Raw genomic sequence first — 26,939 nt, 5'->3', positions numbered from 1 at the left:
TAAAAACTATAGTCCTATCTCTCCCTTTTGGTATATATGAAATATTCCCCATGGGCCAATGCGGTTCAAGTTCGTCAAACTAAGGAAAACTTTGCCAAACCAGAGGAAAAATTATCTTATGAATTGGGTAAAGCAGTACAAGAACTCCCTCCTATTTATACCCGACTATTAGCTGGAACTATTAGTGCAATTGTATTTAGCAGTATTTTATGGGCTCACCTTTCTCAAGTTGATGAAGTCGCAACTGCAACGGGTGAGTTAATCGCTTCTACTCAAATTAGACCAGTCACATCCTTGGGTAATGGTTCTATTTTAGCAGTAAAGGTCAAGGAAGGAGATCGGGTTAATAAGGATCAAGTGTTAATTGAAAGGAATCCTGATTTTCAACAAACTGATATTAACCGTTTAACAAAGGCCAGTAAATTAATTGAGGAAGATTTACAACGTTTAGAAACTGAAAGAACTGGAGCAAAAACTACGGGAACCAAATTACAAGACGAGTTGTTAAATTCTCGGTTATCAGACTACAAGGCTAAACAAATGTCTGCAGAAGCAGAAGCGAAACGGCAACTTGCCAATATTCAGCAAGCAAAAATCAGATTGAGTCGCTTACAAGAAAATCTGGCTAACAGTAAACCTGGTGTAGTTAATTCCCAAAACAATTTGGTCAATGCAGAAAATATTCGTAATCAAATACAAAGCAATTTGAAAATTGCTACCACTAGAGAAGAAAATCTCAGGACTCTACTCACTCCTGGTGCAGTTCCTAGGGTTGATTATCTGGAAGCTTTGGAGAGGGTAAATAGGGCAAATACGGATATTATCAGAGCTGTTAATGAGGTAAATAATGCTAAAAACAGATTACTGGAAGCTCAGGATAGGGTGACCTCTTTAGAAAAAGATATTGCTGCTCAAAAACAGGAAATTAATCAAGCACAACAGACTTATCAATCCGCTAAAAGTCAAAGTTTAAGATTAACATCAGAGAGACAAAGCGAAATTTTAACCCAGATAAATAAACGTAGAGAAGAAATGACCAATATTGTTGGACAATTAGACCAGGCAAAAAAACAAAGGGAGAAAGAAATAATTAAGGCCCCAGTATCGGGAATAATTTATAAAATCAAAGCCACTAAGGGTCCAGTTCAATCCGGTGAAGAATTACTCTCTATTTTACCCGAAGGAGAAGATATTCTACTAGAAGTAAAAGTTCTCAATCGGGATATTGGTTTTATTCGTCAAGGTATGTCAGCAAAGGTGAAGTTGGCAACTTTCCCTTTTCAAGAATTCGGTGTGGTGGATGCTGAGGTTTTACAAATTAGTCCTAATGCGGTGGTTGATGAAAAATTAGGTTTGGTTTTTCCCACTAGGATTAGGTTAAATAAGCATTCAATTACTATGGATGGTCAGGAGGTGGAGTTTACTCCAGGGATGATGGCAAATGCGGAAATAGTGACTCGCAAAAAATCAATTCTGACTTTTATTGTGGAACCAATTACTAGAAGGTTCAATGAGGCTTTTTCCGTCAGGTAAGTTGGGATTGAATCTGAGTTATTAAACTCAACCCAGGAAAATCTTAGGATGGGTTACATCCACCCATCCTACAAATAATTCCCTACTTATAGCTGGGGAACAAACTGGGTTTTATCGGGAACAACAGTATACTCAGCTACGATTTGCTGGAACTCATTACCGTCTATAGTCTCTTTTTCAATCAAAAGATCTACTAGACGATCAGTAAGAGTACGATTTTGCTTCATGATGTTTTTTGCCAAATCATAACACTCTTCTACAATTGTTCTCACTTGTGCGTCAATACGAGCGGCAATAGATTCAGAATACTCCGATCTGGTTGTCCAATCACGTCCTAAAAAGACTTCCCCTTGTTGACTTTCTAGGGATAGGGGACCAAGTTCGGACATACCGAAACGTGTTACCATTTGGCGCGCCATACCAGTTACCTGTTGTAAATCATTTCCTGCACCGGTAGTAACTTCTGCTGCACCAAAAATTACATCCTCAGCTGCACGCCCTCCTAAAGCACCTGTAATTCTCGCCTTGAGTTGAGAACGGGTAATTAATCCTTGTTCTTCATTAGGCATAAACCAGGTTAAACCCTGTGCTTGTCCTCTGGGAATTAGGGTGACTTTTTGGACTGGATCATGATCTTTTAACAAAGTACCTATTAAGGCATGTCCTATTTCATGGTAGGCAATTAATCGCTTACTCTTGCTGTCTACTAAAGGAGTGCCTTCCATCCCTGCTACTACCCGGTCAACCGCATCATCAATTTCTAATAGGGTAATTGCTTCTTTGCGTCTTCTGGCGGTCAAAATGGCCGCTTCATTCAATAAGTTGGCTAGGTCAGCACCGCTAAATCCAGGAGTTCGACGGGCAATTGCCTCTAAGGACACGCTTTGATCTAGTTTCTTGTTGCGGGCATGAACCTCTAAGATTTCTAACCGCCCTTTAATGTCAGGTGTATCTACCGTCACCTGTCTGTCAAAACGTCCAGGACGTAAAAGAGCTGAGTCAAGGACATCAGGACGGTTGGTAGCAGCAATAATAATGATGCCAGTGTTACCTTCAAAACCATCCATTTCCGTTAACAATTGGTTCAGGGTCTGCTCCCGCTCATCATTTCCACCACCTATACCCGCACCCCGTTGACGACCTACAGCATCAATTTCATCTATAAAGATAATACAAGGGGCGTTATCTTTGGCTTTTTTAAACAGGTCACGAACTCGGGAAGCTCCCACACCCACAAACATTTCTACGAATTCCGAACCGGAAATAGAAAAGAATGGTACGCCTGCTTCACCAGCAATTGCTTTTGCTAATAGGGTTTTACCTGTTCCCGGTGGTCCTACTAGCAACACACCTTTGGGAATTTTCGCCCCTACTGCAGTAAATTTCTCTGGTTGCTTTAAGAAGGTAACAACTTCTTGTAATTCTTCTTTAGCTTCTTCAATACCAGCTACGTCATCAAATTTTACTCCGGTTTTAGCCTCCATTTGGAAACGAGCACGAGATTTACCAAAGCTCATGGCTTGACCTGGTCCCCCAGGAAGGTTGTTAGAACGACGGAACAAAAAGAATAAACCGCCAATCAATAACACGGGGAAGACTAAATTGCCTAATAGACCCCAGATGGCACCGTCGTTACGAACTGGGTGAGCATCAAAACTGACTTGATGTTCTTTTAGTTTGTTCACTAGTTCGGGCGCATTGAAGGGGAGATCTACACGCCAACGTTGAACATGGTTCTCAATATCCTGATCCAGGGCTTCAATAATAGCTGTTCTACCCCCGTCGTATAGGTCTACACTGGTTACACGATCAGCATCCAGGTATTCTAAAAATCGTCCGTAGGTCATTCTGGTATTGGCAGCATTTTTGCTTTGATCCCCTGGGGATCCAGCAAATGTACCTTGCCAGAGAAAAAAGCCTATTACCAGGGCCAATACTGACCAAAGTGCTACAACTCTCCAGGAAAATTTCATCTGTTAATTTGCCTCTAGTACTAATATGACTAATTTTGTAACGGATGCTTATAAATCCATTTTGTAATTTGACATGGCAACACAGTTTGCCTAAGCTAGATCTGGGAGGTTTCCCCGCAATCTTAATTAAATTTAACATATTTCTCATACTAATATCAAATATCAAACGAAAATTGAAAATCCTAGGAATGTGGATTAATTACAGTTGGGGATTTAATTTGTTAAATTATTACTCTGTGGGTAAACACAACACAAGGTGAGGAAGAAATGGGTGTCGAGTCAATTACCGATGAAATCGTCAAAGTTCATACTAATGGACATAAATCAGAATTGAAAAACCAAAAACATAAAAAACTACTACCCCCCAGCACTAAATCGGGTGATTTATCCCGCAGTTGGAAAATAGAGGATAGTGAAGATCTATATCGCATTGAAGGTTGGGGTAGACCTTATTTTTCCATTAATGCAGCAGGACATGTTACAGTCTCTCCCAAGGGAGATCGGGGTGGATCTCTGGACTTGTTTGAGTTGGTCAATGCTCTAAAACAACGAAATCTGGGACTACCTTTGTTAATTCGTTTCTCTGATATTTTAGAGGATCGTATAGAGCGCTTAAACTCTTGCTTTGCCAAGGCGATCGCTCGCTATAATTATTCTGGAGTGTATAGGGGGGTTTTTCCGGTCAAATGCAACCAAGAACGGCACTTAATTGAAGATTTGGTGCGTTTTGGCAAGCCTCATCAGTTTGGACTGGAAGCAGGTTCTAAGCCAGAATTAATGATTGCTCTGGCTTTATTAGACACACCAGGAGCTTTATTAGTTTGTAATGGCTATAAAGACCGAGAATATATAGAAACGGCAATGTTGGCTCAAAAACTAGGACAAACTCCAATTATTGTCCTGGAACAAATTGAAGAGGTCGATCTAGCGATCGCAGCTAGTGCTCAGTTAGGGATTAAACCAATTTTAGGAGTACGGGCAAAATTAAGCACTCAAGGCATGGGTAGATGGGGAACTTCCACGGGAGACCGTGCTAAATTTGGCTTGACTATTCCAGAAATCATGGAAGCTGTGGATAGGTTAAGATCTGCCAATTTACTGGATTGTTTACAACTACTTCACTTTCATATTGGCTCACAAATTTCTGCGATTAATGTGATTAAAGATGCCATTCAAGAAGCTAGTCGGATCTATGTGGAACTGGCAATGTTAGGTGCTGACATGAAGTTCTTGGATGTGGGTGGCGGGTTAGGAGTAGATTATGATGGTTCCCAAACAAATTTCTATGCCTCTAAAAACTACAATATGCAAAACTATGCCAATGATATTGTAGCAGAGTTGAAAGATACATGCTCGGAAAGTAAAATTCCTGTACCTACCCTAATTAGTGAAAGTGGAAGAGCGATCGCATCGCACCAGTCCGTGCTTATCTTTGATGTTTTAAGTACCAGTGATGTTCCACTGAATCCACCGGAGGAGCTCCAGGAAGGAGAATCCCCAATTATAAAATACTTGTGGGAGACATATCAGTGTATCAACAAAGAAAACTATCAAGAGTTCTATCATGACGCTGCCCAGTTCAAGGAAGAAGCGATTAGTCGATTTAACTTAGGCATATTACGTCTACAGGAGCGAGCCAAGGCTGAGCGTTTATACTGGGCTTGTTGTCAAAAAATCCTGGAAATTACTAGGCAACAAGAATATGTACCAGATGAATTGGAAGATCTGGAAAAAATCATGGCTTCTATCTATTACATTAATCTCTCCGTATTTCAATCAGCACCAGACTGTTGGGCCATAGACCAATTATTTCCTATCATGCCCATTCACCGTTTAGATGAAGAACCGACTCAAAGGGGCATTTTAGCAGACCTAACTTGTGATAGCGATGGCAAAATCGACCGATTTATCGATCTAAGAGATGTTAAATCGGTTTTAGAGCTGCATAAATTCAACCCTGATAAACCCTATTATTTAGGGATGTTCCTCAACGGTGCTTACCAAGAAATCATGGGCAACCTACATAACTTGTTTGGTGATACCAATGCTGTTCACATTCAACTTACGCCCAAAGGTTACCAAATTGAGCACGTTGTCAAAGGGGATACCATGAGCGAAGTAGTCAGTTATGTCCAGTATGATTCAGAAGACATGGTAGAAAATATTCGCCAGCGTTGTGAACAAGCTCTATTAGAAGACCGTATCACCTTATCCGAATCCCAAAGATTGCTGCAAACCTACGAACAAAGTCTGAGAAGATATACGTATCTAAATAACAGTTAATCAAAGTTATCAATCCCCATTCCCCTACCATTTCCTAAACTGTAATTGCTCCTAACAACTCGGCGATCGCTTGGTGTTCTGGAGGAATTTCAGCGGGTAGGGTTTGACGTGCATCAGTAATTAGCCAGTCTAAAGCTGCTGCTTGTACGTCAATAGCAGCGCCCATTTTATCTACACAATACCGTCCAAATACCAACTTATCTACCAAGCGAACTCCTGGACCTAAGCGAGACCATTCAAAAATCACACTATTATCCACAGTCGCACCCCCACAAATCCAGCAATTTGGTCCAATCATGGATGGTCCGACAATTTTGGCCCCATCCTCAATTCGAGTCATAGCACCAATGTAAACAGGTCCAGTAATATCTACCCGATCCCAATTTACGGCTACATTTAAACCAGTATATATATTTGGAGCAACTTCATAACCGGGTATTTGTACATTTTTAATCTCTCCCAGTAAAACACCGCGAATTGCCCGCCAATAATCAGGTACTTTACCAATATCTACCCATTCAAAATCCATGGGGATAGCATAAAAGGGAGCATTAATTTCCACCAGGTGGGGGAACAACTGACTACCAATGTCATATTCAACACCGGATGGGATATACTTAAACACTTCTGGCTCAAAGATATAAATACCGGTGTTAATATTGGTGCTGAGAGCTTCTTCAACGGATGGTTTTTCCTGAAAAGCTCGCACTCGGTTATCATGATCTGTGACAACCACACCATAACTAGAAACTTCCTCTTGGGGGACAGACTTGGTAATAATAGTAGCCATTGCACCCTTAGACCTGTGCCACTTAACTGCTGCGGTGAGGTCTAAATCAATTAAAGCATCACCACACAAAACTACAAATGTTTCATCAAAAAAAGGTGAGAAATCTTGGATACGACGCATTCCCCCAGCTGAACCGATAGCTTCCCCCACTAATTTCCCTTGATCGTCTATTTTACCCTCAAAAGAATAACCAATCTGCACTCCGAACCTTTGACCATCACGGAAATAATTTTCTATCTCCTCAGCTAAATGGCTCACATTAACCATGATCTGGTCAAACCCATGTTTACGCAATAACTCTAGCAAAAACTCCATTACTGGCTTTTGCAGAATGGGAATCATTGGTTTAGGAATGGTATATGTAATAGGGCGTACACGAGTGCCTTTACCCGCTGCTAGAATCATTGCTTTCATAAAATGTTACTCCTGTTCCTCAACCACAAGCCAGTTTATTATCATTAAAATACCCAATTATAGTTTGATTATCCAATACTTTTTGGCAACCACGGATTTTTAGTTATAGCTGGCCCACCAATCAATAATTTACCATTACCATATATTTATCAAATTTGATCTAAGAATTTAGGGTACTAGCAACTACTTCTGTCTTAATAACCGCACTTTGACTTCCTGATAAAATTCTTCCTGGAATAGCTCTACTTTAGACTGGGCACAAAGGAGCAATAGTGCCCAAAACACACTGACTAGGTTACCATGCTCGGAATTGTGCTCACTGCTAGATTTTTTGTCCACCTGATTTGCTTGTTGTGTACCACTCCACAACTCTACCAGTTCTTCTAATCCCCAGGATGGTTCTGATGAATTTTCTTCTTTTGCTGCTAGAAGCAACACCTGTTCCACCTCCACAGCAACCTGGGTGAGATTTTCCTGGTGGGCTAATTCTAAGGCCGCTTTCATGGTTTTCATAGTTGGCTGACGCCTAGGTCGCTCCGATTTGTTTGGCTTTTCTACCTCCTTTAGCTGACTAGCCATAATCTGTAACTGCTCGATTAATTCTACCAGAGTAACGCGACGCTTAGGTGGGGGCATGGCAGCGGTCCGCCTTCTTAATTGCCTCTCTAACTGCAACCTCTCTATACTATGTGACTCTGTATTGTTATCATCTGTAACTACATCTTCAGAACTATTATCTATTTCACTATCTATTCTTGACAACTCCATTAAGGTATTTGCTTTAAAAAGAACAAGCATAGATGCGGATAGAAAAGCCTGACCGGACTGGTGCAAATCTGATTCATAACCTTGAGTGGTACCTTGGGGTGACATGAATTCTAAATACCGGTCAATTACCTCAACTACTTCCACATTCCAGGGATCTATCTCTCCCCTTTTGGCCTGTTCAATCAGGTTGTTAATTGTTGCTAACAGATCTTTGGCATCCATGGAAATGTATAATTAAAAACCATTTTTTCTAAGTTATTCCGTTGTTTCTAATAGTGTCAACTGTACTCTTGATAGTACCCGCAATTGGTACTGCTACTAAAGTCCCCAGCAAACCTCCAATTTCAAATCCCATCAAAATGGCAATGAAAATCCATAGGGGATTGAGTCCGGTAAAATTACCAAGTAATTTGGGTGCTAGGATATTATCTCTGATCTGTTGTATGATAATTGCCACCATTGCTACTGGAAATGCTAACCACCAAGTCTGTAAGGATACTAGTAAGGTCACTAACCCTATACCCAAAGTAGCACCAATTACAGGAACTAGTTCGGAGATTCCTATAATAATCGCAAATAATAGAGCAAAGGGAACTCTTAAAAATAAAAAAATTGGTGTTAAAGCGATTACCATGAATAATGCTAACAACAGTTGACTCAAAAAAAAGTTATGAAAATTCAATTGTAAGGATTTGCTCAGGGGTAATCCAATATAGGATGGTAGTTGATTAATTAAGCCAGACCACAAGCGATCGCCATATATCAGCATATAAAATGCCAATACGACGACTAGGACTATATTTAAAAGTCCGGACAATAAAGTTCCAGCAAAACCCACTGCACCGGAGGCAATTTGTTGTAGAATATTTTGCACGCTGGCATTAATTTGACTGCTAACCACACTGAAATCAATATGCAAACGCTTTTGACGAGCTAAGACCTGTAACCTACTTAAATTTTCTTGACTGGAAGTCACCCAATCGGGGATATTTTTGAGGAGCTGGGTTGTTTGTTCCACTAGCATGGGGACTAGGGTAAAACCCAGAATCACCAATAGGGTTAAAGTAATCACTAAAACTATTATGACTGAGTAAGTTCTAGTAATCCTGGCCTTTTCTAGTAACTGGACAGGGTAATTGAGCAAAAAAGCTAAAATAGCTGCGATGCTGAGAATAGTGATTGGGTGCTGGAAGTAGTGGAACAACAAAGAGAGTAGCCAAACATTCACAGCGATAAGTGGACAGGCCAGTCCGTATGTTAATATAGTCTGCAGGGAAGCTGAAAGTCGCATGTTTAGTAATCAGGAACACAACAATGGATAGAACTATAGCGGATCTTCGACAGGACTACTCTTTACAAGAACTGGATGAGAAAAGTATTAATGGGAATCCCCTTGTACAATTTAGAATATGGTTTGATCAAGCTATAGCAGCGGAATTACCCGAACCTAATGCCATGACCCTGGCAACTTGCACCTGTGATGGCAAACCTTCAGCCAGAATGGTCTTGTTAAAAGACTTTGACGAGAGGGGTTTTGTGTTGTTTACTAATTATAATAGTCATAAGGGACAAGAGTTAGGGATAAATCCCCATGCAGCATTAGTTTTTTGGTGGGCACAATTGGAGCGTCAGGTGAGAATCGTTGGTGGGGTGGAAAAAATTTCCCCCCAGGAGTCTGATGGGTATTTTGAAGTGCGTCCCCATGGTAGTCGCTTGGGTGCTTGGGCATCTAATCAAAGTGAAGTCATTCCCCATCGGGAGTTTTTGCAATTAAAATTGGCAGAACTTGAGCAGAAATATGAAAATCAATCAATACCCCGACCTCCTGACTGGGGAGGGTTTCGAGTGATTCCCCAGGAAATTGAATTTTGGCAGGGGCGTTCTAGTCGGTTACACGATAGATTACTGTATACCCGTTTGCATAATCATGAGTGGAGGATAGAGCGGTTATCCCCTTAAATATGTTTAAATATATTATTTATTATCAGTTTTGATTGGGTATATTTAAACTGGAATATTTCAAGTAGTAACCAAACAAAACTATAATAATAATTATTAAGGTTCCAATACTGAGCATATTGGGGAGCCAAAACACTACCTCTATTTGATTTAACTCTCCCAGTTGCATTTGCCATGTTATTTGTTGGTTATTTGTTTCTGGTGGGAGAGGTTTTACAGTGGAATTAATATTCTTAATATTCCCCCAGGGTGTTTTGAGGGTAAAGTCTATGTTGAACAGGGAAATTTGAGTTTTATCCGAACTGTTTTTTTGTGCAACTACTCCTGCTAAAGAGCGCAAATCTAATTGATAAATTAAATTATTTCTGGATAGGAACAAAAAGTTATTTTCTTTTAGGGTTATGTTGGAAGTAATATTGATTGGTTCATGGAGAGAGGTTTGTAGGGAGTGTGGGTAAAAAGTGGCTAATTTCTCCTCTAGTTCTTGACCATGAGTAAAAGGTATTTTCACCACCAGTTCACCTGGAGAAATATATTTGGTGGAACCCCCTATGTTGCTGACGCGACGAGATAAAACATTAAACCACTCCTGTAAATAATCACTGCTGAAACTGGTCAAGTTTTCAGCAATCCGAATGTGTTGTACCCATTCAGCATTATTACTGTCATGGAAATTAATACCCAGATTGTATTCTACACAACCGGATAAGATTAAGGACATAAAGATGATTAAAATCATCATCACCTTTTTGGAGTTTTTTGCCAGCTTTATTAAGCTTCTGCTATGGATACTGTTTTTAAAAACCAACCTTGTGGTTTTGTATGTGGCCATATATTTTCTCCTTTAGAACAAGGTAAACTCCATCTAACTGCTAACAACCCATTCAGAAACTCAACCAAACTAAATAGGAAATAGTACAAGCAGCAATAATTAAAGCCACCCAAATAAAAAGATTATCCTGTGTATTTACCTGACTAAGATCCACATATTCTGAATCCGGGGATTTCTGGGGTGAAGTTGATTTTTGCGGAGCAATTAGGGTTTTGGTTTGACGCTCAGAAATTGTAGCAAAATCAGGTATCTCTGTCATCCATTCTTTTGGTCGTTTGAGTTTGGGAGCTTTTAATATGTAGACTAAGCGCTTGGCCTGGGATTTAACTTCATAATGGGGATGATGGGAAAGCTCTTGACAAAGGGCGATCGCCTCTTGGGATCTTCCCGTAGCTTCGTAAGCGTTAACTAACCAGATATTTACTTCTCCAGCAAAGCGAGAATTTTGGAACAGTAGACTGGTAGCTTTTTCCAAATTATCTACAGATTGTTGATATTCTCCGTTCTCAAAGGCGATTTTGCCTTGGGAGTAAAGATTTTTCGCAGTTTCTAGGTTTTCTGTGCCCATTGGTGATTAGTTCATTGATAGTTACTTAGGGCCTAAATTTCTAGCTCCATTGAGAAACTTTTGGATACAAGCCCTATTAGTGTTTACTGAAACTGAGATCCTAAAATCATAGTTCCAATCCCCACATCCGTAAATATTTCTAACAATAGAGCATGGGGAATACGACCATCAATTATATGGGCGGCCTTTACCCCCTGCGCAAGAGAGCGCACACAACAGTTAACCTTAGGGATCATACCCCCACTCACTATACCATCATTAATCAATTCTCTTGCTTCTCTAATATCTACTTTAGGAATTAAAGTAGATGGATCCTTGTAGTTTGTTAAAATCCCCCTAGTATCCGTTAATAAAATTAACTTTTCCGCCCCTAAAGCAGCTGCTATCTCTCCTGCTACTGTATCAGCGTTAATGTTATAAGCTTGTCCGCTATCGTCAGCTGCTACGCTAGACACTACTGGAATATAACCACTTTTAGAAAGGGTTTCTAGAATTTTGATATTAATGCTGCTGACTTCCCCCACAAAACCAATACTTTCATCTCCCTGGGGACGAGCGGTAATCAAATTACCATCTTTACCACACAGTCCCACTCCCATACCACCAGATTGGTTAATCAGAGAGACTATTTCTTTATTGACTCTACCTACTAGCACCATTTCTACCACATCCATGGTTGGTGCATCGGTTACTCGCAGGCCATTTTTAAATTGTGGTTCTATCCCTAGTTTATCCAACCAGCTATTAATCTCAGGACCTCCACCATGAACCAAAATCGGTCTTAGACCAACACAAGATAAAAATACAATGTCACGAATAACTTTGTCTTTAAGATTACTGTCTTTCATCGCCGCACCTCCGTATTTGACTACTACGGTACGACCTGAAAACTGCTGGATATATGGTAGAGCTTCGCTGAGAATTTTAACGCGGGTAGCTTCTGCTTGCCTGATATACTCAATATCGTTAACCATTATGTAAATATTCCAAGTTTGATGCTGAATTTGCTATGAAACTAAATATAGCTTTAGCCAGTTAATTTTGGAATTTCTGGTGTTTTCAAAACTCCGGGAATTGCCTGCAGAATATTGGTCACCGTTTGTTCTGGTGTTTCCTGTTGGGTAATCTCAATATGTAAATCAGCTTGTGAGTATAAACTATAACGCTTATCTAAAAGCGATCGCAATTTATTCTGGGTGTCTGGGTCTTGTAAAAGGGGTCTTGTTTGATCTTCTTTTAATCGTTCTAGTAGTATTTCCACTGGTACATCAAGCCAAATTATTAACCCATGATGGAGATAACTCCAATTTTCTCGGCGCAGAACAATGCCTCCACCTGTAGCAATGGTTAATTTAGTATAGGCACAGACTTGAGCTAAAACATTACTTTCCAGTTGACGAAATGCTGGTTCTCCCTCGGTGATGAAAATGTCGCTGATGGGTTTACCCGCAGCTTTGACTATAACTTCATCAGTATCTATAAAACTATAGTTGACTGCTTGTGCTAATAAATTACCAATGGTAGTTTTACCACTTCCCATCATGCCAATTAAATATAGGTTTACTCCTTTTAATAATTGCTTGATTGAACCATCCATGATCTATTCCTCATCTGTCAAAAAATCCCAATCATCATCAGTATCATTATCCCTTGGGTTGGTGCTTGGGGGTTGATAGGGGGGAATAATGACTCGATAGTCCGCATCATAAATAGATTCAGTTTTCCCCACCCCAGTATTTTTGGGTGACTGGGAACTGTAGGAATAAACGGAGTCGGAAGGAGAAACATTCCCTTGGGTTGGTGATTTTGGTGGTTGGGTCAAATCCCAGTCATCACCTTCCTGGGAACCCCTAAGCCAATCATCAAGTTCATCGCTGCTCTCATCATTGCCATTTCTTGACTTGGGTGGATTCTTCACCGAATGTATATTCTCTTGATTATAATTATCAAAAGATTTTGATCCGCTTGGGGGAGCAGATGAACCAGTGGTGGAATACCCAGTGATTTTCCACAGGGTGCTAACAAAGGTGTTAATAAGTAAAGATGTTAAACCACCAGCAGTAATGCTAAATAAAATCCACAAAGCTAGGGGTAGGGGACGACTCCGCATTCCCAAGAACATTAGGGGTAAGGTAGGAGCAAGATTTTGGGCCAATAAAATCATTAGTCCCACCAGTACTACCACTAAAAAAGGCAATTTTCTACTCACCACTGGTTACCAATTGATTTTCTTGCCTCAGATATGCTTGGATAAAATTATCCAGATCACCATTCATCACATCACCAATAGCTGTTGTTTCAAGGTTTGTACGCAAGTCTTTGACTATTTGGTAAGGATGAAAAACATAGTTACGTATTTGATTACCCCAGGATGCTTCTACCATGTCACCACGAATTTCAGCTATCTCTTGGGCACGTTGCTCTCTGGCAATAACTAAAAGCTTAGCCTTTAGACGAGCTAAAGCTTTTTCTTTATTTTGTAATTGCGATCGCTCTTCTGTACAACGCACTGCTACTCCCGTAGGAATATGAACTATGCGCACTGCTGTTTCCACCTTGTTGACGTTTTGTCCACCCTTACCCCCTGCTCTGGAGGTAGTGATTTCTAAATCTTTTTCTGGTATTTCTAGGGTAACGGAGTTATCTATTTGTGGCATAACTTCCACTCCAGCAAAACTAGTTTGGCGTTTACCATTGGCATTAAAAGGAGAAATTCTCACTAACCGATGGGTTCCCATTTCTGCGCGTAGATAACCATAGGCATAACGACCTGTAATTTCCAGGGTAGCTGATTTTATCCCCGCTTCATCACCTTCAGATTCTTCAGCTAGTGTCACTTTATAACCATGGGCTTCTGCCCAACGGGTGTACATTCGCATTAGCATAAATGCCCAGTCTTGGGCATCTGTTCCTCCTGCACCTGCATTGATTGTTAGGACTGCGCCCTGGCTATCGTAGGGTCCAGAAAGTAGTTGTTGTAACTCCCACTGATCCAGATCGCGGTGCATTTGGTTAATGGTAGTTTCAGCTTCCTGTAAGAGTCCTTCATCTGCTTCTAGTTCCAATAGTTCCACCACTGCTTTAGTATCTTCTAAGTCAGTCTGCCAGTGGTAATACTGATCTAGGTGAGATTTGAGGTCGTTTAGTTCCTGAAGCGTTTGTTGTGCCTGGTTTTGGTCTTCCCAAAATTCTGGTTGGGCTGAGATCTGTTCCAGGTCTTGAATTTTGGCTTTGACTGCGGGTACGTCAAAGATAGTCCTGGGTTTTACCCAGGCGATTACACAATACTTCTATTTCCCGTTTTAGTTCTAGAACTTCCATAGTTTATCCTATCCATAAGAACAAGAGTGTTGTAGGAGCAGTTAACTGCTCCTACTTTAATTGATTAAAGTTGATTAGTCCCGACTATTAATGGCAATTAACAGTCTCAAAATAAACACAAAAAGGTTAATGTATGTTAAATACATTGACAAAGCTGCGGGCAAGTATTCTTCATTGGTGTAAGTGCGGGGTAGTATGTAAAAATCTACTACAGATGCTCCAGCAAAGAGAAATACTCCTAGACCAGAAATACCAATTTCTAACCAGCTGGGTGTATAAACGCCGAACAGAGCAAAAACAAATTGAGTTAGGCATACAACAACTAAAGCTAGTATTCCCAGAGAAATGGTTTTCGTCAGGGCCATGCCATCGGATTCTGAAAGATTACTACCGATTTGACGGGCTACAATGAAGGTGATACCACATGATAAGGCTGCTATGCCAATACCCTGAATACCCACTCCTTGGGTGCCTAGAGCTACGAATACTAAGCCGCTGAGGGTGTATCCTGACAACAGACTATAAATGGCTAGGAGTGGCAAAGCAATGGCATTTTGACCCTTCTTGGCCACATTTTGGGCAACAAAGAACAAAATCAGTTCCACTACTACCGCACCCAAAAAACTAGAAAAGAATAGTTCTGGGTAGGAATTAATAATACCTAGACCACCATAGGTGCCCACAGCGGTGAGAACAAGACCACCACCAACATAGGGCAAAGCTTTGGCAATAACGTTGGAACCGACGAGACTGCGGTTTTGTGCCTCACGAAAAGCTTGACGAAAATTACTAGTGTTGCTCATACTACAAGTTTACAGCCGAATTTACAAATAGCAATTACCTATGTCATTATAACAACTCTATTCTATCACTATGAACTTCCGCGAAGAATTTAAACTATTACTCCGTGCCCGCTATCCCCTAATTTACATTCCTACCCAGGAAGAGGAAAGGGTGGAAGCTACTATTAGAGAAGAAGCAACAAATCAAGGAAATCGCCCGGTTTATACCTGGGACTTTGTTGATGGTTATCAGGGAAACCCTAATGATCAGGGTTTTGGTAAACGCAATCCTCTGCAAGCTTTAGAATTTGTTGAAAAAATACCATCGTCTGTCTGTGCGGTTATAATTTTAAGAGATTATCATCGCTTTTTAGACGATGTGGCTATTGCTCGCAAACTTCGCAATTTATCCCGACTCCTGAAATCTCAACCGAAAAACATTGTTTTATTATCCCCACGTGTTCTGATCCCCGATGATTTAACGGAAGTTATGACTGTGGTGGAATTCCCCTTACCCACTGTCCCGGAAATTAAAACTGAAGTGGAAAAATTGTTACAGGTCACGGGTAACTCTCTGTCTGGTAAGTTTGTTGATGATTTGGTACGTTCCTGTCAGGGTCTATCAATGGAAAGAATTCGCCGGGTTCTGTCACGGGCTTTAGCATCTCATGGAGAGCTATTGCCAGAAGATGTAGACCTGGTTCTGGAAGAAAAACGCCAAACTATTCGCCAAACCCAAATTCTTGACTTCTACCCTGCTACCGAGCAAATCTCTGATATTGGCGGGTTGGATAATCTCAAAGACTGGTTAATTCGCCGTGGTGGCTCATTTACACAACGGGCTCGACAGTACGGATTGCCACACCCCCGTGGTTTAATGTTGGTGGGAATTCAGGGAACTGGTAAGTCCCTCACTGCTAAGGCGATCGCTCACTATTGGCATTTACCTCTGTTACGCTTAGATGTGGGTCGTTTATTTGGGGGTTTAGTTGGTGAGTCGGAATCCCGCACTAGACAAATGATTCAAGTTGCTGAAGCTCTAGCTCCCTGTGTATTGTGGATTGATGAAATTGATAAGGCTTTTTCTGGTTTGGGTAGTAGGGGTGATGCGGGAACAACCAGTCGGGTATTTGGCACTTTTATTACCTGGTTAGCAGAAAAGACTTCTCCGGTATTTGTGGTTTCTACTGCTAATGATATTCAGTCTTTACCTCCGGAAATGTTGCGTAAGGGGCGATTTGATGAAATTTTCTTTGTGGGTTTACCCACCCAGGAAGAAAGAAAGGCTATTTTTCATGTTCACCTATCTAGGTTACGTCCCCACAATGTCAAGGGTTATGACATTGATAGATTGGCCTACGAAACTCCTGATTTCTCTGGAGCAGAAATTGAGCAGACTTTAATTGAGGCTATGCATATTGCGTTTAGTCAAAACCGTGATTTTATCACTGATGATGTTTTAGAAGCTGCTAGTCAAATCATTCCTCTAGCTAGAACAGCTGTGGAACAAATTCAACAACTTCAAGAATGGGCAGCTTCTGGTCGGGCCCGTCTAGCTTCTAAGCATAGTTCTTTAACTGAACGTATACAACGTCAATTATAGTAGGTGGTGGGATGTATCCTCTTGATAAAATAAGGAATAACTATGCTATCTGGTTTGCTTAAATTTGTGCTTGGATTTTTGTTGGCGATCGCCGTTTTGTTGGGTAGTGGTATGACAATAGCTATATACTTTATCAATCGCACTGCCATCGCTCCTGAAAAACCCATGTTTGCTAATGACAATCCCGATCCAAAACCTAATTTACCCAAGGTTACCCCCAAACAGGTGGTGAAGGTAAAACCAAAACCTACTGCAACACCAGAACTCAATCGGGAATCACCTACTGCTTTACCACCAGGATCCTATACTGCTGTGGTTACCTGGTCACAAGGTTTGAGTGTGCGAGATAAACCCGCTTTTGAGGGTCAAGCTATTGGTGGGGTTGCTGGTAATCAAAAAGTGATTATTTTAGAAACCAGTCAGGATGGTAAGTGGCAAAAAATTAGGATTCCAGATACTGATCAAGAAGGTTGGGTTAAAGCTGGTAATACGGAAAAATCAAATTGAAAGGGATAAATGGGAACCCTGTTGGTTCTTATTTACTTCTATTCGCGCCTGAAATGCTTCCTTGAGATGGGGAATATGGGTCACAGTCAAAATACAGGCAAAATCGCTCGCTATTGCGTTAATAGAAGCAATCAGGCGATCGCATCCTTCCGTATCTTGGGTGCCAAATCCCTCATCTATAATTAACAACTGTAGTGCAGCGCCAGCACGCTGGGCCAGCAATTTAGCCAATGCTAACCGAATAGCAAAATTAATTCTAAACGCCTCCCCTCCAGAGTAAGTTTCATAAGCTCTTGTACCTCTTGTGTCAGCAATTAAAATTTCTAAAGTGTCCACCAACTTAGCGCCTTTCTTAGCTGATTTACTCCCCAACTTCTGGGTAATAAACTGTACATGTAACTGACTACCACTCAACCGAGAAAGTAACTTGTTAGTCTCTGCTTCCAGTTGTGGTAACACATTTTCAATCATCAGTGCTTGGATACCATTTTTACCAAATGCCTGTGCCAATTCCTGATAAACGCGCTGTTTTTTCTTACAAACTGCTAATTGGTCCTTTTCTTGCTCATATTGATTTTGCAGCAGTTCTAACTGATGTATCTTTTGTTCCAACCTGCCTAAATGAGTAATAGTTTCATCCATTTCTCGACGACGAACTACCATCTTCTGGTCTAAATCAGCAATTTTCTCTGCTGGATTGACCATAGATGCTAATTGCTTCTCTATTTCGCCCATTTCCATGGCAAGTTTTTGTTTTAGCGCCTCTCTTTGCTGCAAATCACTACTCAAATCTGCCAGTCTTTTTTCCAGATAAGGATATTGTTGTTGAGCAGATAACAACTGCTGATGTTTCAATTGCCAATGTTGACTCCCTTGAACTTTTTTATGAATTTCCTGATGTGCTTCATGACTATAATCAATAGCAGCAATATGCACTGCTAATCTCCCAATTTCCTCAGCTATTGGTGAATTAGTCTGTTCCCATAGCACTTGTGCTTGTAACTCCTCAATCTTGGCTACTAGTTTAGGCTTAATCTGTGCTAGTTGAGCTATTTTCTTTTGAGCATCTTTAATCTGAGCCTGTTTAATTTCTGCCCATCGCCAACGCTCTATCTCACTTCTAGCTAAAGCGTGATTTTCTTCCTGATAATTTAGTTGTTGTAAATGCTGATCTACTTCTTGGAGTTCCTGTTGTAGTTCGGGAGCATAATCCCCTTGTAATTGAGCCTGTAAACTTTCCTTCTCTAAAGCAAGTTGCTTCAACCTTTCCCGGTCATCGATCATAGCTTGCAGATGAGCACCTAATTCTCCTTTTTTTTGCCTTAAAGACTCATATTCTGCCACCTGTCGGGAGATTGTCTGATATTCCGTCCTTAATGCTTGAATTTCTTGGTCAGACACTGCCAATAATTCTCGTGTTTGCCAAAATTGTTCCTGAGTATCCTTGTATTCTCCCTGAGTTTTCTCTACAACCCGACTCCAATTATGCTCATCTAAAGGACGTTCACAGAGGGGACATAGAGCATTAGGCTCCTGAAGTAGCTGTATCTTTTGTTCCAGCTTACCCAAAGATTTCTCGTATTCAGTTTGATGAGTTTGCAAACGTTCAATTACATGGCGACGATCATTTCCTTTTTCATGTACCCTTTGAAGATAGACACGTTTCTTTTCCAACTCCTCAATTTGCTTATCCAGTTGTGTAGCGGACTCCTGTAACCGAGAAAAGTCAGAATCTTTCGATTGTAGTTGTTGTCGAGTATTTTCCAACCCCTCCAATTTAGCTGACAAAGTAGCATAAACCCGGTCTATCCGACTTTGTAAACTTGCTCGTTGTTGTAGGAGGGGAGTCACTTGGATTTGTAACTGTTCCATCTGGTTAAGATGTTCACGAGCAGCAGATAAACTGCTCAATGCAGATTCTACTTCTTTAGACTTGTGTAAGCACCCTTGTAATTCCTGCTCCTGTTTTTCCGAGGCCTTTAATTCTACCGACTCCTGTTGTATTTGCAGTTGAATGGTTTGAACTCGTGTCCCTAGTTCCTGTTCTCGTGCTTGTTTAAAACTAATAGCAAGATTATGTTGCTCAAATTTCCTAGTAAAAGACTCTTCCTGAGATTGTAGAGCTTGAAAACCACTATAACCAGCTTGAATTTCTTCAGACTGACCTAAAATAGAATCTAACTCCTGCAATTGAGACTTGACAACTGAACCATCTTGATACAGGCGATCGCATTCTGGAACGAGATTCTGACACTGTTGTTGAACTACCCCCAACTTAGTTTCCCAATCGTGACGTTGACGTTCAACCACCTGTAGATCTTGCAACTGTTGATAATCAGAAGTCTGTTGTTGTTGCAAATGATGTAATCTGGTTTCCAAAGTTGCTCTTTGGGTTTGAATTGTCTCCTTATCAGTCAATTGTAATTGAATGTTGTGGATAGAACGTTCCAACTCTTCCACCCTTCCCTTACACTGCTTAGAATTATCCTTAGCTCTGTCCTCCAACAAATCATACTGATTGAGCTTTAACAACTCCGCCAAAATCTCCTTACGTTGAGCAGGTCCTTTTAGCATAAATTCATCAGCGCGTCCTTGGCGGAGGTAAGCCGAATTAATAAAAGTTTCATAATCCAACTTAATATGTTGGAGAATCAGGTCCTGGGTAGCACGGATACCCTTACCCGTAAGAGGACGAAAACCAGCAGGAGTTTCCAATTGAAATTCCAAAATACCTGTAGCACCTCGGGCACGAGTACGAATTACCCGATATTTTTGTAAATTGTTGTAGAAAGTAAAATCAACCCTAACCTCTTGTGATCCAGCATAGATAACATCATCCTCAATGTTGGCACGACTTTGACCCCAGATTGCCCAAGTTATAGACTCCAACAAAGAAGATTTACCTGCTCCATTAGGACCACAAATGCAGGCCGTGTGCAATCCCATAAAATCTAAAGTTGCATCACGGTAACTCAAAAAGTTTTTTAGAATCAGTCGAACTGGAATCATTATTAACTCTGGTGAGATATATACACAAGGTAGCAAATACTTCTATCCTAATAGTTTATTTCAAATTAGGGATGCAAAAAACGATTTTTTAGTGTTGAATGTTAAAGAGTGAGGAAATTCTTGACATTGGCCACGGATTTTTTCCCAAAAAATACTAACAACTAAAGATGTTACCATACCACAATACTACCCAATAATATGAATACTATGTTCTTTGCCAAACATCTTTTTTGCCTATCTAGTCTACTAACCCTAGTGGTTTTAGGTAGTGGTTCTTCTGCAACAGCACAGGTTATTCCATCAGATAATGCTGCTCCTCCTGGTCAATCTGCCCAATCTCAAATGGATGCTGCTTTAACAAGACCTATTCAAGAAGGGGGAAGTTATATTGGGGTGGGAGGAAATATTGGTATAAGTGGTGGTAGTTCGCCATTAGCTGATGGTAATTTTGGAATTGTCAGCAAGCTCTCCGTTTTCAATTCCTTCTCCATCAGACCAGGAGCGGTTTTAGGTAGTGATACCACATTTCTAGTTCCCATCACTTATGATTTTGCCTACCCACAAATAAAACAAGTATTAAATGGTTCCGCCCTACCCATTGCTCCCTATGCGGGAATTGGTGTGGCAATTAAAGACAGTAAGGATACTAATGTGCGAGTTCAAAATGATAAATATCCTAAAATTGCTCTGTTATTATCCGGTGGTGTGGATATGCCATTAAGTGATAGATTTACCGCTACAGCATCTATCAATGCGGGGTTTTTCCGCTCCGTTGATATTGGTTTGTTATTTGGTGTGGGTTATAGATTCAGCGGAATTTAGTCACCAGGGGGAGATACCTCCCCCATAACCCTATTTGGGACTTACTTGGTCAATAACCGTAATTTTACCATTATCACCCACGGTCCAAACATCATACACACCAAGTACATCGCCATTAGCATCCACATCCACATCCCCGCTGGCGCCTTGGTAATTAATCTTTGTGCCTGCTTTTATTAGTTTGAGTCCTTCACACACATCAGAAACTTCTTTACCACTACCTTCAGCAACTTCCCGGATTTTGCTGGCAATTCCCACACCGGTATTTTCTTTAGCCGATTGAGCTGCTAACACCAACAAAGCTGCAGCATCCCAGGCTTGGGGTGCGTATTCTCCCGGAGTGCCACCTTTCTTTTGTTGCCACAATTTTTTGAAGGACTCTAGGGCTTTACCGTTGGAACCGGGGGTTGTTCCTATTGCTCCAGATAATAAATATTTACCATCTGCTCCCTTACCCACCTGTTCTGGGAAGCTATCTGATTTCACTCCATCAGTCAATAGGATTTGTACTCCTTTAGCTACTCCTTGTTGATAAGCAGCTTTGAGAAATAAACTACCTGTTTCTGCATACATTACACCTAAAACCGCATCGGGCTTACCTGCAAAAGCGGCACCAGCTTCAGTTTCAAAAGTTTGGGCTTTGGGGTCATAGCGCACAGGTTTGTTCTTATTAACTACTGTTCCACCTAATTTCTCAAATGTTTGTACGAATGCTTTTTCAAAGCCTACACCATAGTCGTTATTAATCACAACTGTGGAAACTCTCTTAAAACCCTTTTTCTTGGCCAGTTGAGCTAAAGCCAATGCTTGATAGGTATCTGGTGGTGCAGTCCGTGCCCAAAAACCTTTAAAGTCACCTTTTTGAGCTTTTTCGGTAAATACGGGACTGGTGCTTCCTGGTGATATGAGCATAACCTTATTGGGTGTAGCTACTGAAACAGCTGCGGTGGAAACACTACTAGCAAAGGAACCAACTACACCAGCTACTTTATCTACTGTAGCTAGTTTAGTCATACCAGCTGCACCACTTTCTGGTTTGGTTTGGTCATCTACTTCCACTAGTTGTACTGGTTCACCATTCACACCACCACAAGCATTGACGGTTTCTACCAGTAGGGGGACTGAACCCGCCATTTGTTGACCAATGGAAGCTAGATCCCCAGTGGTTGGCAATAAACTACCAATTTTTAGACCTTTACCAGTTCCTGCGTTTGCAGGTGAGGTGGTATTACTTGTATTTTCGGTTGTATTTTGAGTTGTATTTTCACAACCACTCAAAAGACAGGCACTAGTTACCAATGTTACACTTAACACTAGAGAAACGTTACGTTTTAACATCTGTTTCCTTTCACTCCTTCCAATACCCTTAGAACCTAAAGTCAGCATAGTCACACGTAAGTTGTCCGTGCATGACTTTTAAAGATTAATCAAAGATTAAATTGTTATTTGCGCTGCTTTATTTAGCCAAAATGATTGTTCCACAACTTTTTATTTTTGTCAACAGGGATAATCAATGTTTAATAATTGTTCTAGGGTGTAAGGGCACTTAGTGGGAAACTGTAGTTTAAATTTTGTCTTGATCTGGACAAATTTTAATGCTCTTTGATAAATATTTTCCATCTCCTGCGCTAGAAACAATTGCAAGTTGGTTGTTAATCTATCTTGCATTTGATAACGAAATCCCAGCAATTCTGATTGCCAATGATGACTATTTATTTCGTGTTCTTCCCGCCAATATTGTATCAATAATAAGTGTCTGATAATCTACTCTAATAAACTCCTAACTGCATTTTTTTTCTCATTACCCAAGTCAGTTAATTCCTCAATTAAATTTTCTAAATCCAGCTGGTCAAACTGCCCATTCTTCAACAGTTTAATGTTGGTCAATAACCACTGGTAATCATCTGTTTGGTGCAGTTGTTGTAAATCTGCTAATCCTAGGTCTTCTGAATTGCCAATACTCATAATTTACCTCTAAGCTGTTCATTTACTGATGGTTAAGTAGCGGTAAGGTAACCCATGGGGGCGTTGGGTTTCGTTCCTTAACCCAACCTACGTTGATCTTGTGTTTAATTCCACCCACTTAGTTAACCAAGATAATTAATATCTAGCAATTGTTCTAGACTATAGGGAGATTCTCTAGGAAAATCAATTTGATGGTTTGTTTTTCGTTGTACGTAACCTAAAGCTCTTTGATAAATCTTTGGCATTTCTGCAACTAGATGGCTACGTAGTTTACTGGTTAATTTACTATTTACCTGATCTCGAAAGTTGTAAATTTCCGCTTGCCAATGTCCGGAACTTCTCTCAATTTCCACATGCCAATACTGATAGAGTAATAAGTGTCTAATAACCTGTTGCAACCAACTTTCTACTGCATTTTTTTTCTCGTTACCCAGGTCAGTTAATTCCTCAATTAAATTTTCTAAATCCAGCTGGTCAAACTGCTTATTCCTCAATAATTTAATGTTGGTCAACAACCACTGGTAATCATCTGTTTCGTGCAGTTGCTGTAAATCTCCTAACCCTAAGTCTTCTAAATTGCCAACACTCATACTTTCCCTCCCTAAATATTAGCTACTGACTAGAAAACCTTGTACTTTCTCTAAATAAGTCTCCGGATCCTCTAACATGGGAAAATGAGCTGTATCAGGGATTATTTCCAACTGAATTTTATCATTCAAATTGGCTGCTTTTTTCCCAAGATCAGCAGGAATAATGATATCATGTTCTCCAGCAATTAATAATGTGGGTACTGTTAATTTGGCAAATTCATCAGGCATGGTTTCTGCTTGTTCTTTGCTTACAGATGTGAAAATTGTCCCTAAAGCTGCATCGTAATTCGCAGCTACAAAATCTTCTAAAAAGGCTATTCTTTCACTATCAGGAATTGGACGATGCAAAAATCTCGCCATGAACATTCTGTCAGCTAAGGGTATTTTGGTTAACCATTGGGGGCGAAATTTAACTACATAACCACCGAATTGATAAAATGCAGCAAAGGCTTTTTCATCATATTCAAAGATTCCACTACAAGTCAAAATTCCTTTCACCACTCTTTGGGGATAACGATTGAAAAATAAGGTGGCAATTGAAGCTCCCATGGAATGAGCGTTAATATACACTCGCTCTAGGTTCAATTGGTTTAATAAAACTGCTAGATCTTCCGCGTATTCTGTTAGTTCATAGCTTAATTTAATATTTTCTTGATTATTCTTAGGCTGACATTCGGAACTGCCAAAACCTCTTAAATCATACAAAAAACAATCAAATCTCTCCGATAATACTTCGGCTGTACTACGCCAATATCTACAAGAACCTGCCCAACCATGCAAAAACACTATCACCGGTTTTGCTATTTCCGATGGTTTTCTTATCCATTCATAGTAGTGATTCACACCGCGAACTTCTATATAAGCCATAAACCGCTAATTATAATCCATATAATATATAGCTTTTTCCCGAATACCTCCCACAGGATTGATAAAGAATAGGGGGACAATTTTTGCTGTATCTCATCCCCAAACTCTTTTATCTATTTAGTCTAAGCAGATTCTGGCTTGGGCAAAGAAGAAGGATGAACTAACAATTCGGCTGTAGAACGCTTCTCTACCATCTCTCTTGTCACTGTGCAGGTGGTTACATCTTTACGAGATGGCAACTCATACATTACGTCTAACATTAGTTCCTCTACAATCCCTCGTAGCGCCCTGGCTCCTGTTTTTCTCCGGTACGCCTCCTGGGCGATCGCACTTAATGCTTCCTCTTTAAACTCCAGGTTTACATTATCCATTTTAAGCAGTTTTTGATATTGCTTGACTAAAGCGCTACGTGGCTGGGTGAGAATAGCCATGAGAGCATCCTCATCCAAGGGTTCCACCACTGCTACCATTGGCATACGTCCGATAAATTCTGGGATCATGCCAAATTTAACTAAATCATCGGGTTCTAATTGTTTAAGGGTGGTTGCTACCCGTTTTTCTCTAGATTGCCCTTCTCCAGATTGGACAAAGCCCATTGACTTTTTCCCCACTCTGTGATCTACTACTTTTTCTAAACCGACAAAAGCTCCGCCGCAAATAAATAAGATGTTGCTGGTGTCAATCTGAATGCAGTCTTGATAGGGGTGTTTACGTCCCCCCTGTGGTGGTACATTGGCAATAGTACCTTCTAACATTTTTAAAAGGGCTTGTTGTACCCCTTCACCAGATACATCTCTGGTAATGGAAGTGTTTTCACTCTTACGAGCAATCTTATCTATTTCGTCAATGTAGATTATTCCTCTTTGTGCTTCTTCCACATCTAAGTTGGCAACTTGTAATAGTCTCAGGAGAATATTCTCTACATCTTCTCCCACATATCCTGCTTCTGTTAAGGTTGTGGCATCTGCTACAGCAAAGGGAACATCTAGGATTTTGGCTAAGCTTTGAGCTAATAGGGTTTTACCACAACCAGTAGGACCAATTAAGAGAATGTTGGATTTTTGTAACTCCACACTGTCCTCTCCTGGGGACTTGTCATTTGCCTTACCTTGAGCTACTGCTAACCGTTTGTAGTGATTGTAAACAGCAACAGAAAGCACTTTTTTTGCCTCGTCCTGCCCAATAACGTGCTCATCTAAGTAGTTTTTAATTTCCCTGGGTTTAGGAATTTGATTCAGGGAGATATTAGCAGAATTAGTGCGACGTTTTGGAGTTTGTTCTGGTTTGGGTGGTGAAGAATTGGCCGCATTATTAGCATCTAACAGTTCTTCGTCCAAAATTTCGTTGCACAGCTCAACACATTCGTCACAGATGTATACTCCCGGACCTGCTATTAACTTCCGCACTTGCTCCTGAGACTTGCCGCAAAACGAACATTTTAAGTGTGAATCGTATTTAGACATATCAAGCCTCTTATTTAACGATAGTGACTGGTGCCCCGGATGAGGGGAGATTTTGTCTGGAAATAACCTGGTCAATTAAGCCATAATCTTTGGCTTCCTGTGGTGACATAAAAAAGTCACGCTCGGTATCAGCTTCAATTCTTTCTAAAGGTTGTCCAGTATGTTTTGACATTAGTTGATTTAAGTTAGCCTTAATATAAAGAATCTCGCGTGCTTGGATCTCAATATCAATCGCTTGTCCCTGGGCACCACCCAGTGGCTGATGAATCATGATCCGTGAATCTGGTAAAGACATGCGTTTACCCGCAGTCCCTGCGGTTAACAAAAATGCTCCCATACTAGCTGCTAGTCCAAAACAAATAGTTACTACATCAGGACGTATTTGTTGGATAGTATCATAGATCGCCATTCCTGCATAAACAGACCCTCCCGGGGAGTTGATGTACAGTTGAACGTCCTTTTCTGGGTCTTCTGCATCCAGAAATAATAATTGGGCAACTATAGAGTTGGCTACATTGTCATCTATGGCCGTTCCTAAAAAAATAATCCGCTCCCGCAGTAATCGGGAGTATATGTCAAATGCTCTCTCCCCCATACCAGACTGTTCCACCACCATGGGGACAATACTGCTAGGGCTAATAGGATTTAGGTTATTATAACCACATTGGATATTCATGGTGCTCAGACTAGTGATTGGGGGATTTTCCGACTGTGATATAAGCATACAAAAATATTTAAAACTTCAGTTAGACTAATTTGGACAGAATGAAGGCGAGGGTATGGTTTTTAAATATCGAGGTTTTTGGGGTTTGTGCTAACCATTATGCCCTATATTTACTTTTCTTGTGGTTTCTTGGGAAAAATTAGGTATTTATTCACGGGAAGACTTT

At 40.6% G+C, this 26,939-nt stretch carries 23 protein-coding genes and 1 pseudogene; 6 read left to right on the top strand and 18 right to left on the bottom strand.

The features are described from left to right. The first annotated feature begins 36 nt into the window (after positions 1–36). A complete protein-coding gene (locus C6N34_RS11995) occupies positions 37–1,533 on the top strand; it encodes an HlyD family efflux transporter periplasmic adaptor subunit (protein WP_006278636.1) in 1,497 nt (498 codons plus the stop codon). Positions 1,534–1,619: 86 nt separating this feature from the next. Here C6N34_RS11995 and ftsH2 read toward each other — a convergent pair whose 3' ends face one another. Continuing rightward, complete coding sequence (gene ftsH2, locus C6N34_RS11990; protein WP_006278637.1) at positions 1,620–3,506, bottom strand: ATP-dependent zinc metalloprotease FtsH2; 1,887 nt, start codon at positions 3,504–3,506, stop codon at positions 1,620–1,622. Between the two features lie 267 nt (positions 3,507–3,773). Between ftsH2 and speA the strand changes: the two genes are divergently transcribed. Continuing rightward, positions 3,774–5,789 (top strand): biosynthetic arginine decarboxylase, encoded by a 2,016-nt coding sequence (speA, locus tag C6N34_RS11985; RefSeq protein WP_006278638.1) that lies wholly within the window; start codon positions 3,774–3,776, stop codon positions 5,787–5,789. Between the two features lie 34 nt (positions 5,790–5,823). On the opposite strand, the gene C6N34_RS11980 is transcribed toward speA, so the two are convergent. From C6N34_RS11980 to C6N34_RS11970, 3 genes are all read right to left on the bottom strand, one after another. Beyond that, entirely contained in the window at positions 5,824–6,993 is a 1,170-nt protein-coding gene (locus C6N34_RS11980) for a sugar phosphate nucleotidyltransferase (RefSeq protein WP_006278639.1), read from the bottom strand. A 183-nt stretch (positions 6,994–7,176) separates the two neighbouring features. Beyond that, positions 7,177–7,983, bottom strand: a complete 807-nt coding sequence (locus C6N34_RS11975; RefSeq protein WP_057177575.1) for a segregation/condensation protein A — start codon at positions 7,981–7,983, stop codon at positions 7,177–7,179. Positions 7,984–8,011: 28 nt separating this feature from the next. Then, the gene (locus C6N34_RS11970; protein ID WP_057177574.1) at positions 8,012–9,052 is read right to left on the bottom strand and encodes an AI-2E family transporter; all 1,041 of its coding nucleotides are present in this window, start codon (positions 9,050–9,052) and stop codon (positions 8,012–8,014) included. A 23-nt stretch (positions 9,053–9,075) separates the two neighbouring features. Here C6N34_RS11970 and pdxH point away from each other — a divergent pair, with 23 nt between their 5' ends. Then, entirely contained in the window at positions 9,076–9,720 is a 645-nt protein-coding gene (pdxH, locus tag C6N34_RS11965) for a pyridoxamine 5'-phosphate oxidase (protein WP_115538109.1), read from the top strand. A 25-nt stretch (positions 9,721–9,745) separates the two neighbouring features. On the opposite strand, the gene C6N34_RS11960 is transcribed toward pdxH, so the two are convergent. From C6N34_RS11960 to C6N34_RS11930, 7 genes are all read right to left on the bottom strand, one after another. Further along, positions 9,746–10,552, bottom strand: a complete 807-nt coding sequence (locus C6N34_RS11960) for a DUF3153 domain-containing protein (RefSeq protein WP_115538108.1) — start codon at positions 10,550–10,552, stop codon at positions 9,746–9,748. Positions 10,553–10,604: 52 nt separating this feature from the next. Beyond that, complete coding sequence (gene bamD, locus C6N34_RS11955) at positions 10,605–11,120, bottom strand: outer membrane protein assembly factor BamD (RefSeq protein WP_057177572.1); 516 nt, start codon at positions 11,118–11,120, stop codon at positions 10,605–10,607. 83 nt (positions 11,121–11,203) lie between these two features. Next, positions 11,204–12,097, bottom strand: coding sequence for an acetylglutamate kinase (gene argB, locus C6N34_RS11950; RefSeq protein WP_175459360.1), 894 nt, complete (start codon positions 12,095–12,097; stop codon positions 11,204–11,206). A 50-nt stretch (positions 12,098–12,147) separates the two neighbouring features. After that, the gene (locus C6N34_RS11945) at positions 12,148–12,717 is read right to left on the bottom strand and encodes a shikimate kinase (protein WP_057177571.1); all 570 of its coding nucleotides are present in this window, start codon (positions 12,715–12,717) and stop codon (positions 12,148–12,150) included. 3 nt (positions 12,718–12,720) lie between these two features. Next, positions 12,721–13,317: a hypothetical protein gene (locus tag C6N34_RS11940; RefSeq protein WP_006277581.1), complete on the bottom strand. Its 597-nt coding sequence runs from the start codon at positions 13,315–13,317 to the stop codon at positions 12,721–12,723. Between the two features lie 4 nt (positions 13,318–13,321). Beyond that, a protein-coding gene (gene prfB / locus C6N34_RS11935; RefSeq protein ID WP_115538107.1) for a peptide chain release factor 2 occupies positions 13,322–14,441 on the bottom strand; the annotation gives its coding sequence in 2 pieces (ribosomal slippage) (positions 13,322–14,368 and positions 14,370–14,441; 1,119 coding nt in all). A 74-nt stretch (positions 14,442–14,515) separates the two neighbouring features. Continuing rightward, positions 14,516–15,244 (bottom strand): Bax inhibitor-1/YccA family protein, encoded by a 729-nt coding sequence (locus C6N34_RS11930; protein WP_057177570.1) that lies wholly within the window; start codon positions 15,242–15,244, stop codon positions 14,516–14,518. A gap of 70 nt (positions 15,245–15,314) precedes the next feature. Between C6N34_RS11930 and C6N34_RS11925 the strand changes: the two genes are divergently transcribed. Together C6N34_RS11925 and C6N34_RS11920 are read left to right on the top strand one after the other, a co-directional pair. Next, positions 15,315–16,826, top strand: coding sequence for an AAA family ATPase (locus tag C6N34_RS11925; RefSeq protein ID WP_057177569.1), 1,512 nt, complete (start codon positions 15,315–15,317; stop codon positions 16,824–16,826). A 42-nt stretch (positions 16,827–16,868) separates the two neighbouring features. Then, a complete protein-coding gene (locus tag C6N34_RS11920; protein ID WP_115538106.1) occupies positions 16,869–17,333 on the top strand; it encodes an SH3 domain-containing protein in 465 nt (154 codons plus the stop codon). Here the strand turns inward: C6N34_RS11920 and sbcC are convergent. Then, complete coding sequence (gene sbcC / locus C6N34_RS11915) at positions 17,325–20,342, bottom strand: exonuclease subunit SbcC (RefSeq protein WP_115538105.1); 3,018 nt, start codon at positions 20,340–20,342, stop codon at positions 17,325–17,327. The two genes, C6N34_RS11920 and sbcC, sit on opposite strands and share 9 nt — an antisense overlap. Positions 20,343–20,540: 198 nt before the next feature. Here sbcC and C6N34_RS11910 point away from each other — a divergent pair, with 198 nt between their 5' ends. Continuing rightward, positions 20,541–21,164 carry a hypothetical protein gene (locus C6N34_RS11910; RefSeq protein ID WP_236107024.1) on the top strand — a complete coding sequence of 208 codons (624 nt, stop codon included), beginning with the start codon at positions 20,541–20,543 and terminating at the stop codon, positions 21,162–21,164. Between the two features lie 30 nt (positions 21,165–21,194). Here C6N34_RS11910 and C6N34_RS11905 read toward each other — a convergent pair whose 3' ends face one another. From C6N34_RS11905 to clpP, 6 genes and pseudogenes are all read right to left on the bottom strand, one after another. Next, the gene (locus tag C6N34_RS11905; protein ID WP_115538121.1) at positions 21,195–22,502 is read right to left on the bottom strand and encodes an ABC transporter substrate-binding protein; all 1,308 of its coding nucleotides are present in this window, start codon (positions 22,500–22,502) and stop codon (positions 21,195–21,197) included. 159 nt (positions 22,503–22,661) lie between these two features. Further along, a pseudogene (locus C6N34_RS11900) lies at positions 22,662–23,129 on the bottom strand (DUF29 domain-containing protein). Between the two features lie 122 nt (positions 23,130–23,251). After that, positions 23,252–23,719, bottom strand: a complete 468-nt coding sequence (locus tag C6N34_RS11895; protein ID WP_115538104.1) for a DUF29 domain-containing protein — start codon at positions 23,717–23,719, stop codon at positions 23,252–23,254. Between the two features lie 18 nt (positions 23,720–23,737). Beyond that, positions 23,738–24,586 carry an alpha/beta fold hydrolase gene (locus tag C6N34_RS11890; protein WP_115538103.1) on the bottom strand — a complete coding sequence of 283 codons (849 nt, stop codon included), beginning with the start codon at positions 24,584–24,586 and terminating at the stop codon, positions 23,738–23,740. Between the two features lie 122 nt (positions 24,587–24,708). Continuing rightward, positions 24,709–26,049, bottom strand: a complete 1,341-nt coding sequence (gene clpX / locus C6N34_RS11885; RefSeq protein ID WP_115538102.1) for an ATP-dependent protease ATP-binding subunit ClpX — start codon at positions 26,047–26,049, stop codon at positions 24,709–24,711. 10 nt (positions 26,050–26,059) lie between these two features. Then, positions 26,060–26,773 (bottom strand): ATP-dependent Clp endopeptidase proteolytic subunit ClpP, encoded by a 714-nt coding sequence (clpP, locus tag C6N34_RS11880; protein WP_115538101.1) that lies wholly within the window; start codon positions 26,771–26,773, stop codon positions 26,060–26,062. Positions 26,774–26,939 lie beyond the last annotated feature (166 nt).

This window comes from Cylindrospermopsis raciborskii Cr2010 (assembly GCF_003367075.2).
Lineage (GTDB): Bacteria > Cyanobacteriota > Cyanobacteriia > Cyanobacteriales > Nostocaceae > Raphidiopsis > Raphidiopsis raciborskii.
The sequence above is the reverse complement of the archived record's forward strand: the minus strand, read 5'-3'. Positions and strand labels throughout refer to the sequence as shown.

Excerpts from the sequence above, each read along its gene's own strand:
- C6N34_RS11995 (WP_006278636.1), top strand. The coding sequence starts at position 37 with ATGAAATATTCCCCATGGGCCAATGCGGTTCAAGTTCGTCAAACTAAG.
- ftsH2 (WP_006278637.1), bottom strand. The coding sequence starts at position 3,506 with ATGAAATTTTCCTGGAGAGTTGTAGCACTTTGGTCAGTATTGGCCCTG.
- speA (WP_006278638.1), top strand. The coding sequence starts at position 3,774 with ATGGGTGTCGAGTCAATTACCGATGAAATCGTCAAAGTTCATACTAAT.
- C6N34_RS11980 (WP_006278639.1), bottom strand. The coding sequence starts at position 6,993 with ATGAAAGCAATGATTCTAGCAGCGGGTAAAGGCACTCGTGTACGCCCT.
- C6N34_RS11975 (WP_057177575.1), bottom strand. The coding sequence starts at position 7,983 with ATGGATGCCAAAGATCTGTTAGCAACAATTAACAACCTGATTGAACAG.
- C6N34_RS11970 (WP_057177574.1), bottom strand. The coding sequence starts at position 9,052 with ATGCGACTTTCAGCTTCCCTGCAGACTATATTAACATACGGACTGGCC.
- pdxH (WP_115538109.1), top strand. The coding sequence starts at position 9,076 with ATGGATAGAACTATAGCGGATCTTCGACAGGACTACTCTTTACAAGAA.
- C6N34_RS11960 (WP_115538108.1), bottom strand. The coding sequence starts at position 10,552 with ATGGCCACATACAAAACCACAAGGTTGGTTTTTAAAAACAGTATCCAT.
- bamD (WP_057177572.1), bottom strand. The coding sequence starts at position 11,120 with ATGGGCACAGAAAACCTAGAAACTGCGAAAAATCTTTACTCCCAAGGC.
- C6N34_RS11945 (WP_057177571.1), bottom strand. The coding sequence starts at position 12,717 with ATGGATGGTTCAATCAAGCAATTATTAAAAGGAGTAAACCTATATTTA.
- C6N34_RS11930 (WP_057177570.1), bottom strand. The coding sequence starts at position 15,244 with ATGAGCAACACTAGTAATTTTCGTCAAGCTTTTCGTGAGGCACAAAAC.
- C6N34_RS11925 (WP_057177569.1), top strand. The coding sequence starts at position 15,315 with ATGAACTTCCGCGAAGAATTTAAACTATTACTCCGTGCCCGCTATCCC.
- C6N34_RS11920 (WP_115538106.1), top strand. The coding sequence starts at position 16,869 with ATGCTATCTGGTTTGCTTAAATTTGTGCTTGGATTTTTGTTGGCGATC.
- sbcC (WP_115538105.1), bottom strand. The coding sequence starts at position 20,342 with ATGATTCCAGTTCGACTGATTCTAAAAAACTTTTTGAGTTACCGTGAT.
- C6N34_RS11910 (WP_236107024.1), top strand. The coding sequence starts at position 20,541 with ATGAATACTATGTTCTTTGCCAAACATCTTTTTTGCCTATCTAGTCTA.
- C6N34_RS11905 (WP_115538121.1), bottom strand. The coding sequence starts at position 22,502 with ATGTTAAAACGTAACGTTTCTCTAGTGTTAAGTGTAACATTGGTAACT.
- C6N34_RS11895 (WP_115538104.1), bottom strand. The coding sequence starts at position 23,719 with ATGAGTGTTGGCAATTTAGAAGACTTAGGGTTAGGAGATTTACAGCAA.
- C6N34_RS11890 (WP_115538103.1), bottom strand. The coding sequence starts at position 24,586 with ATGGCTTATATAGAAGTTCGCGGTGTGAATCACTACTATGAATGGATA.
- clpX (WP_115538102.1), bottom strand. The coding sequence starts at position 26,049 with ATGTCTAAATACGATTCACACTTAAAATGTTCGTTTTGCGGCAAGTCT.
- clpP (WP_115538101.1), bottom strand. The coding sequence starts at position 26,773 with ATGCTTATATCACAGTCGGAAAATCCCCCAATCACTAGTCTGAGCACC.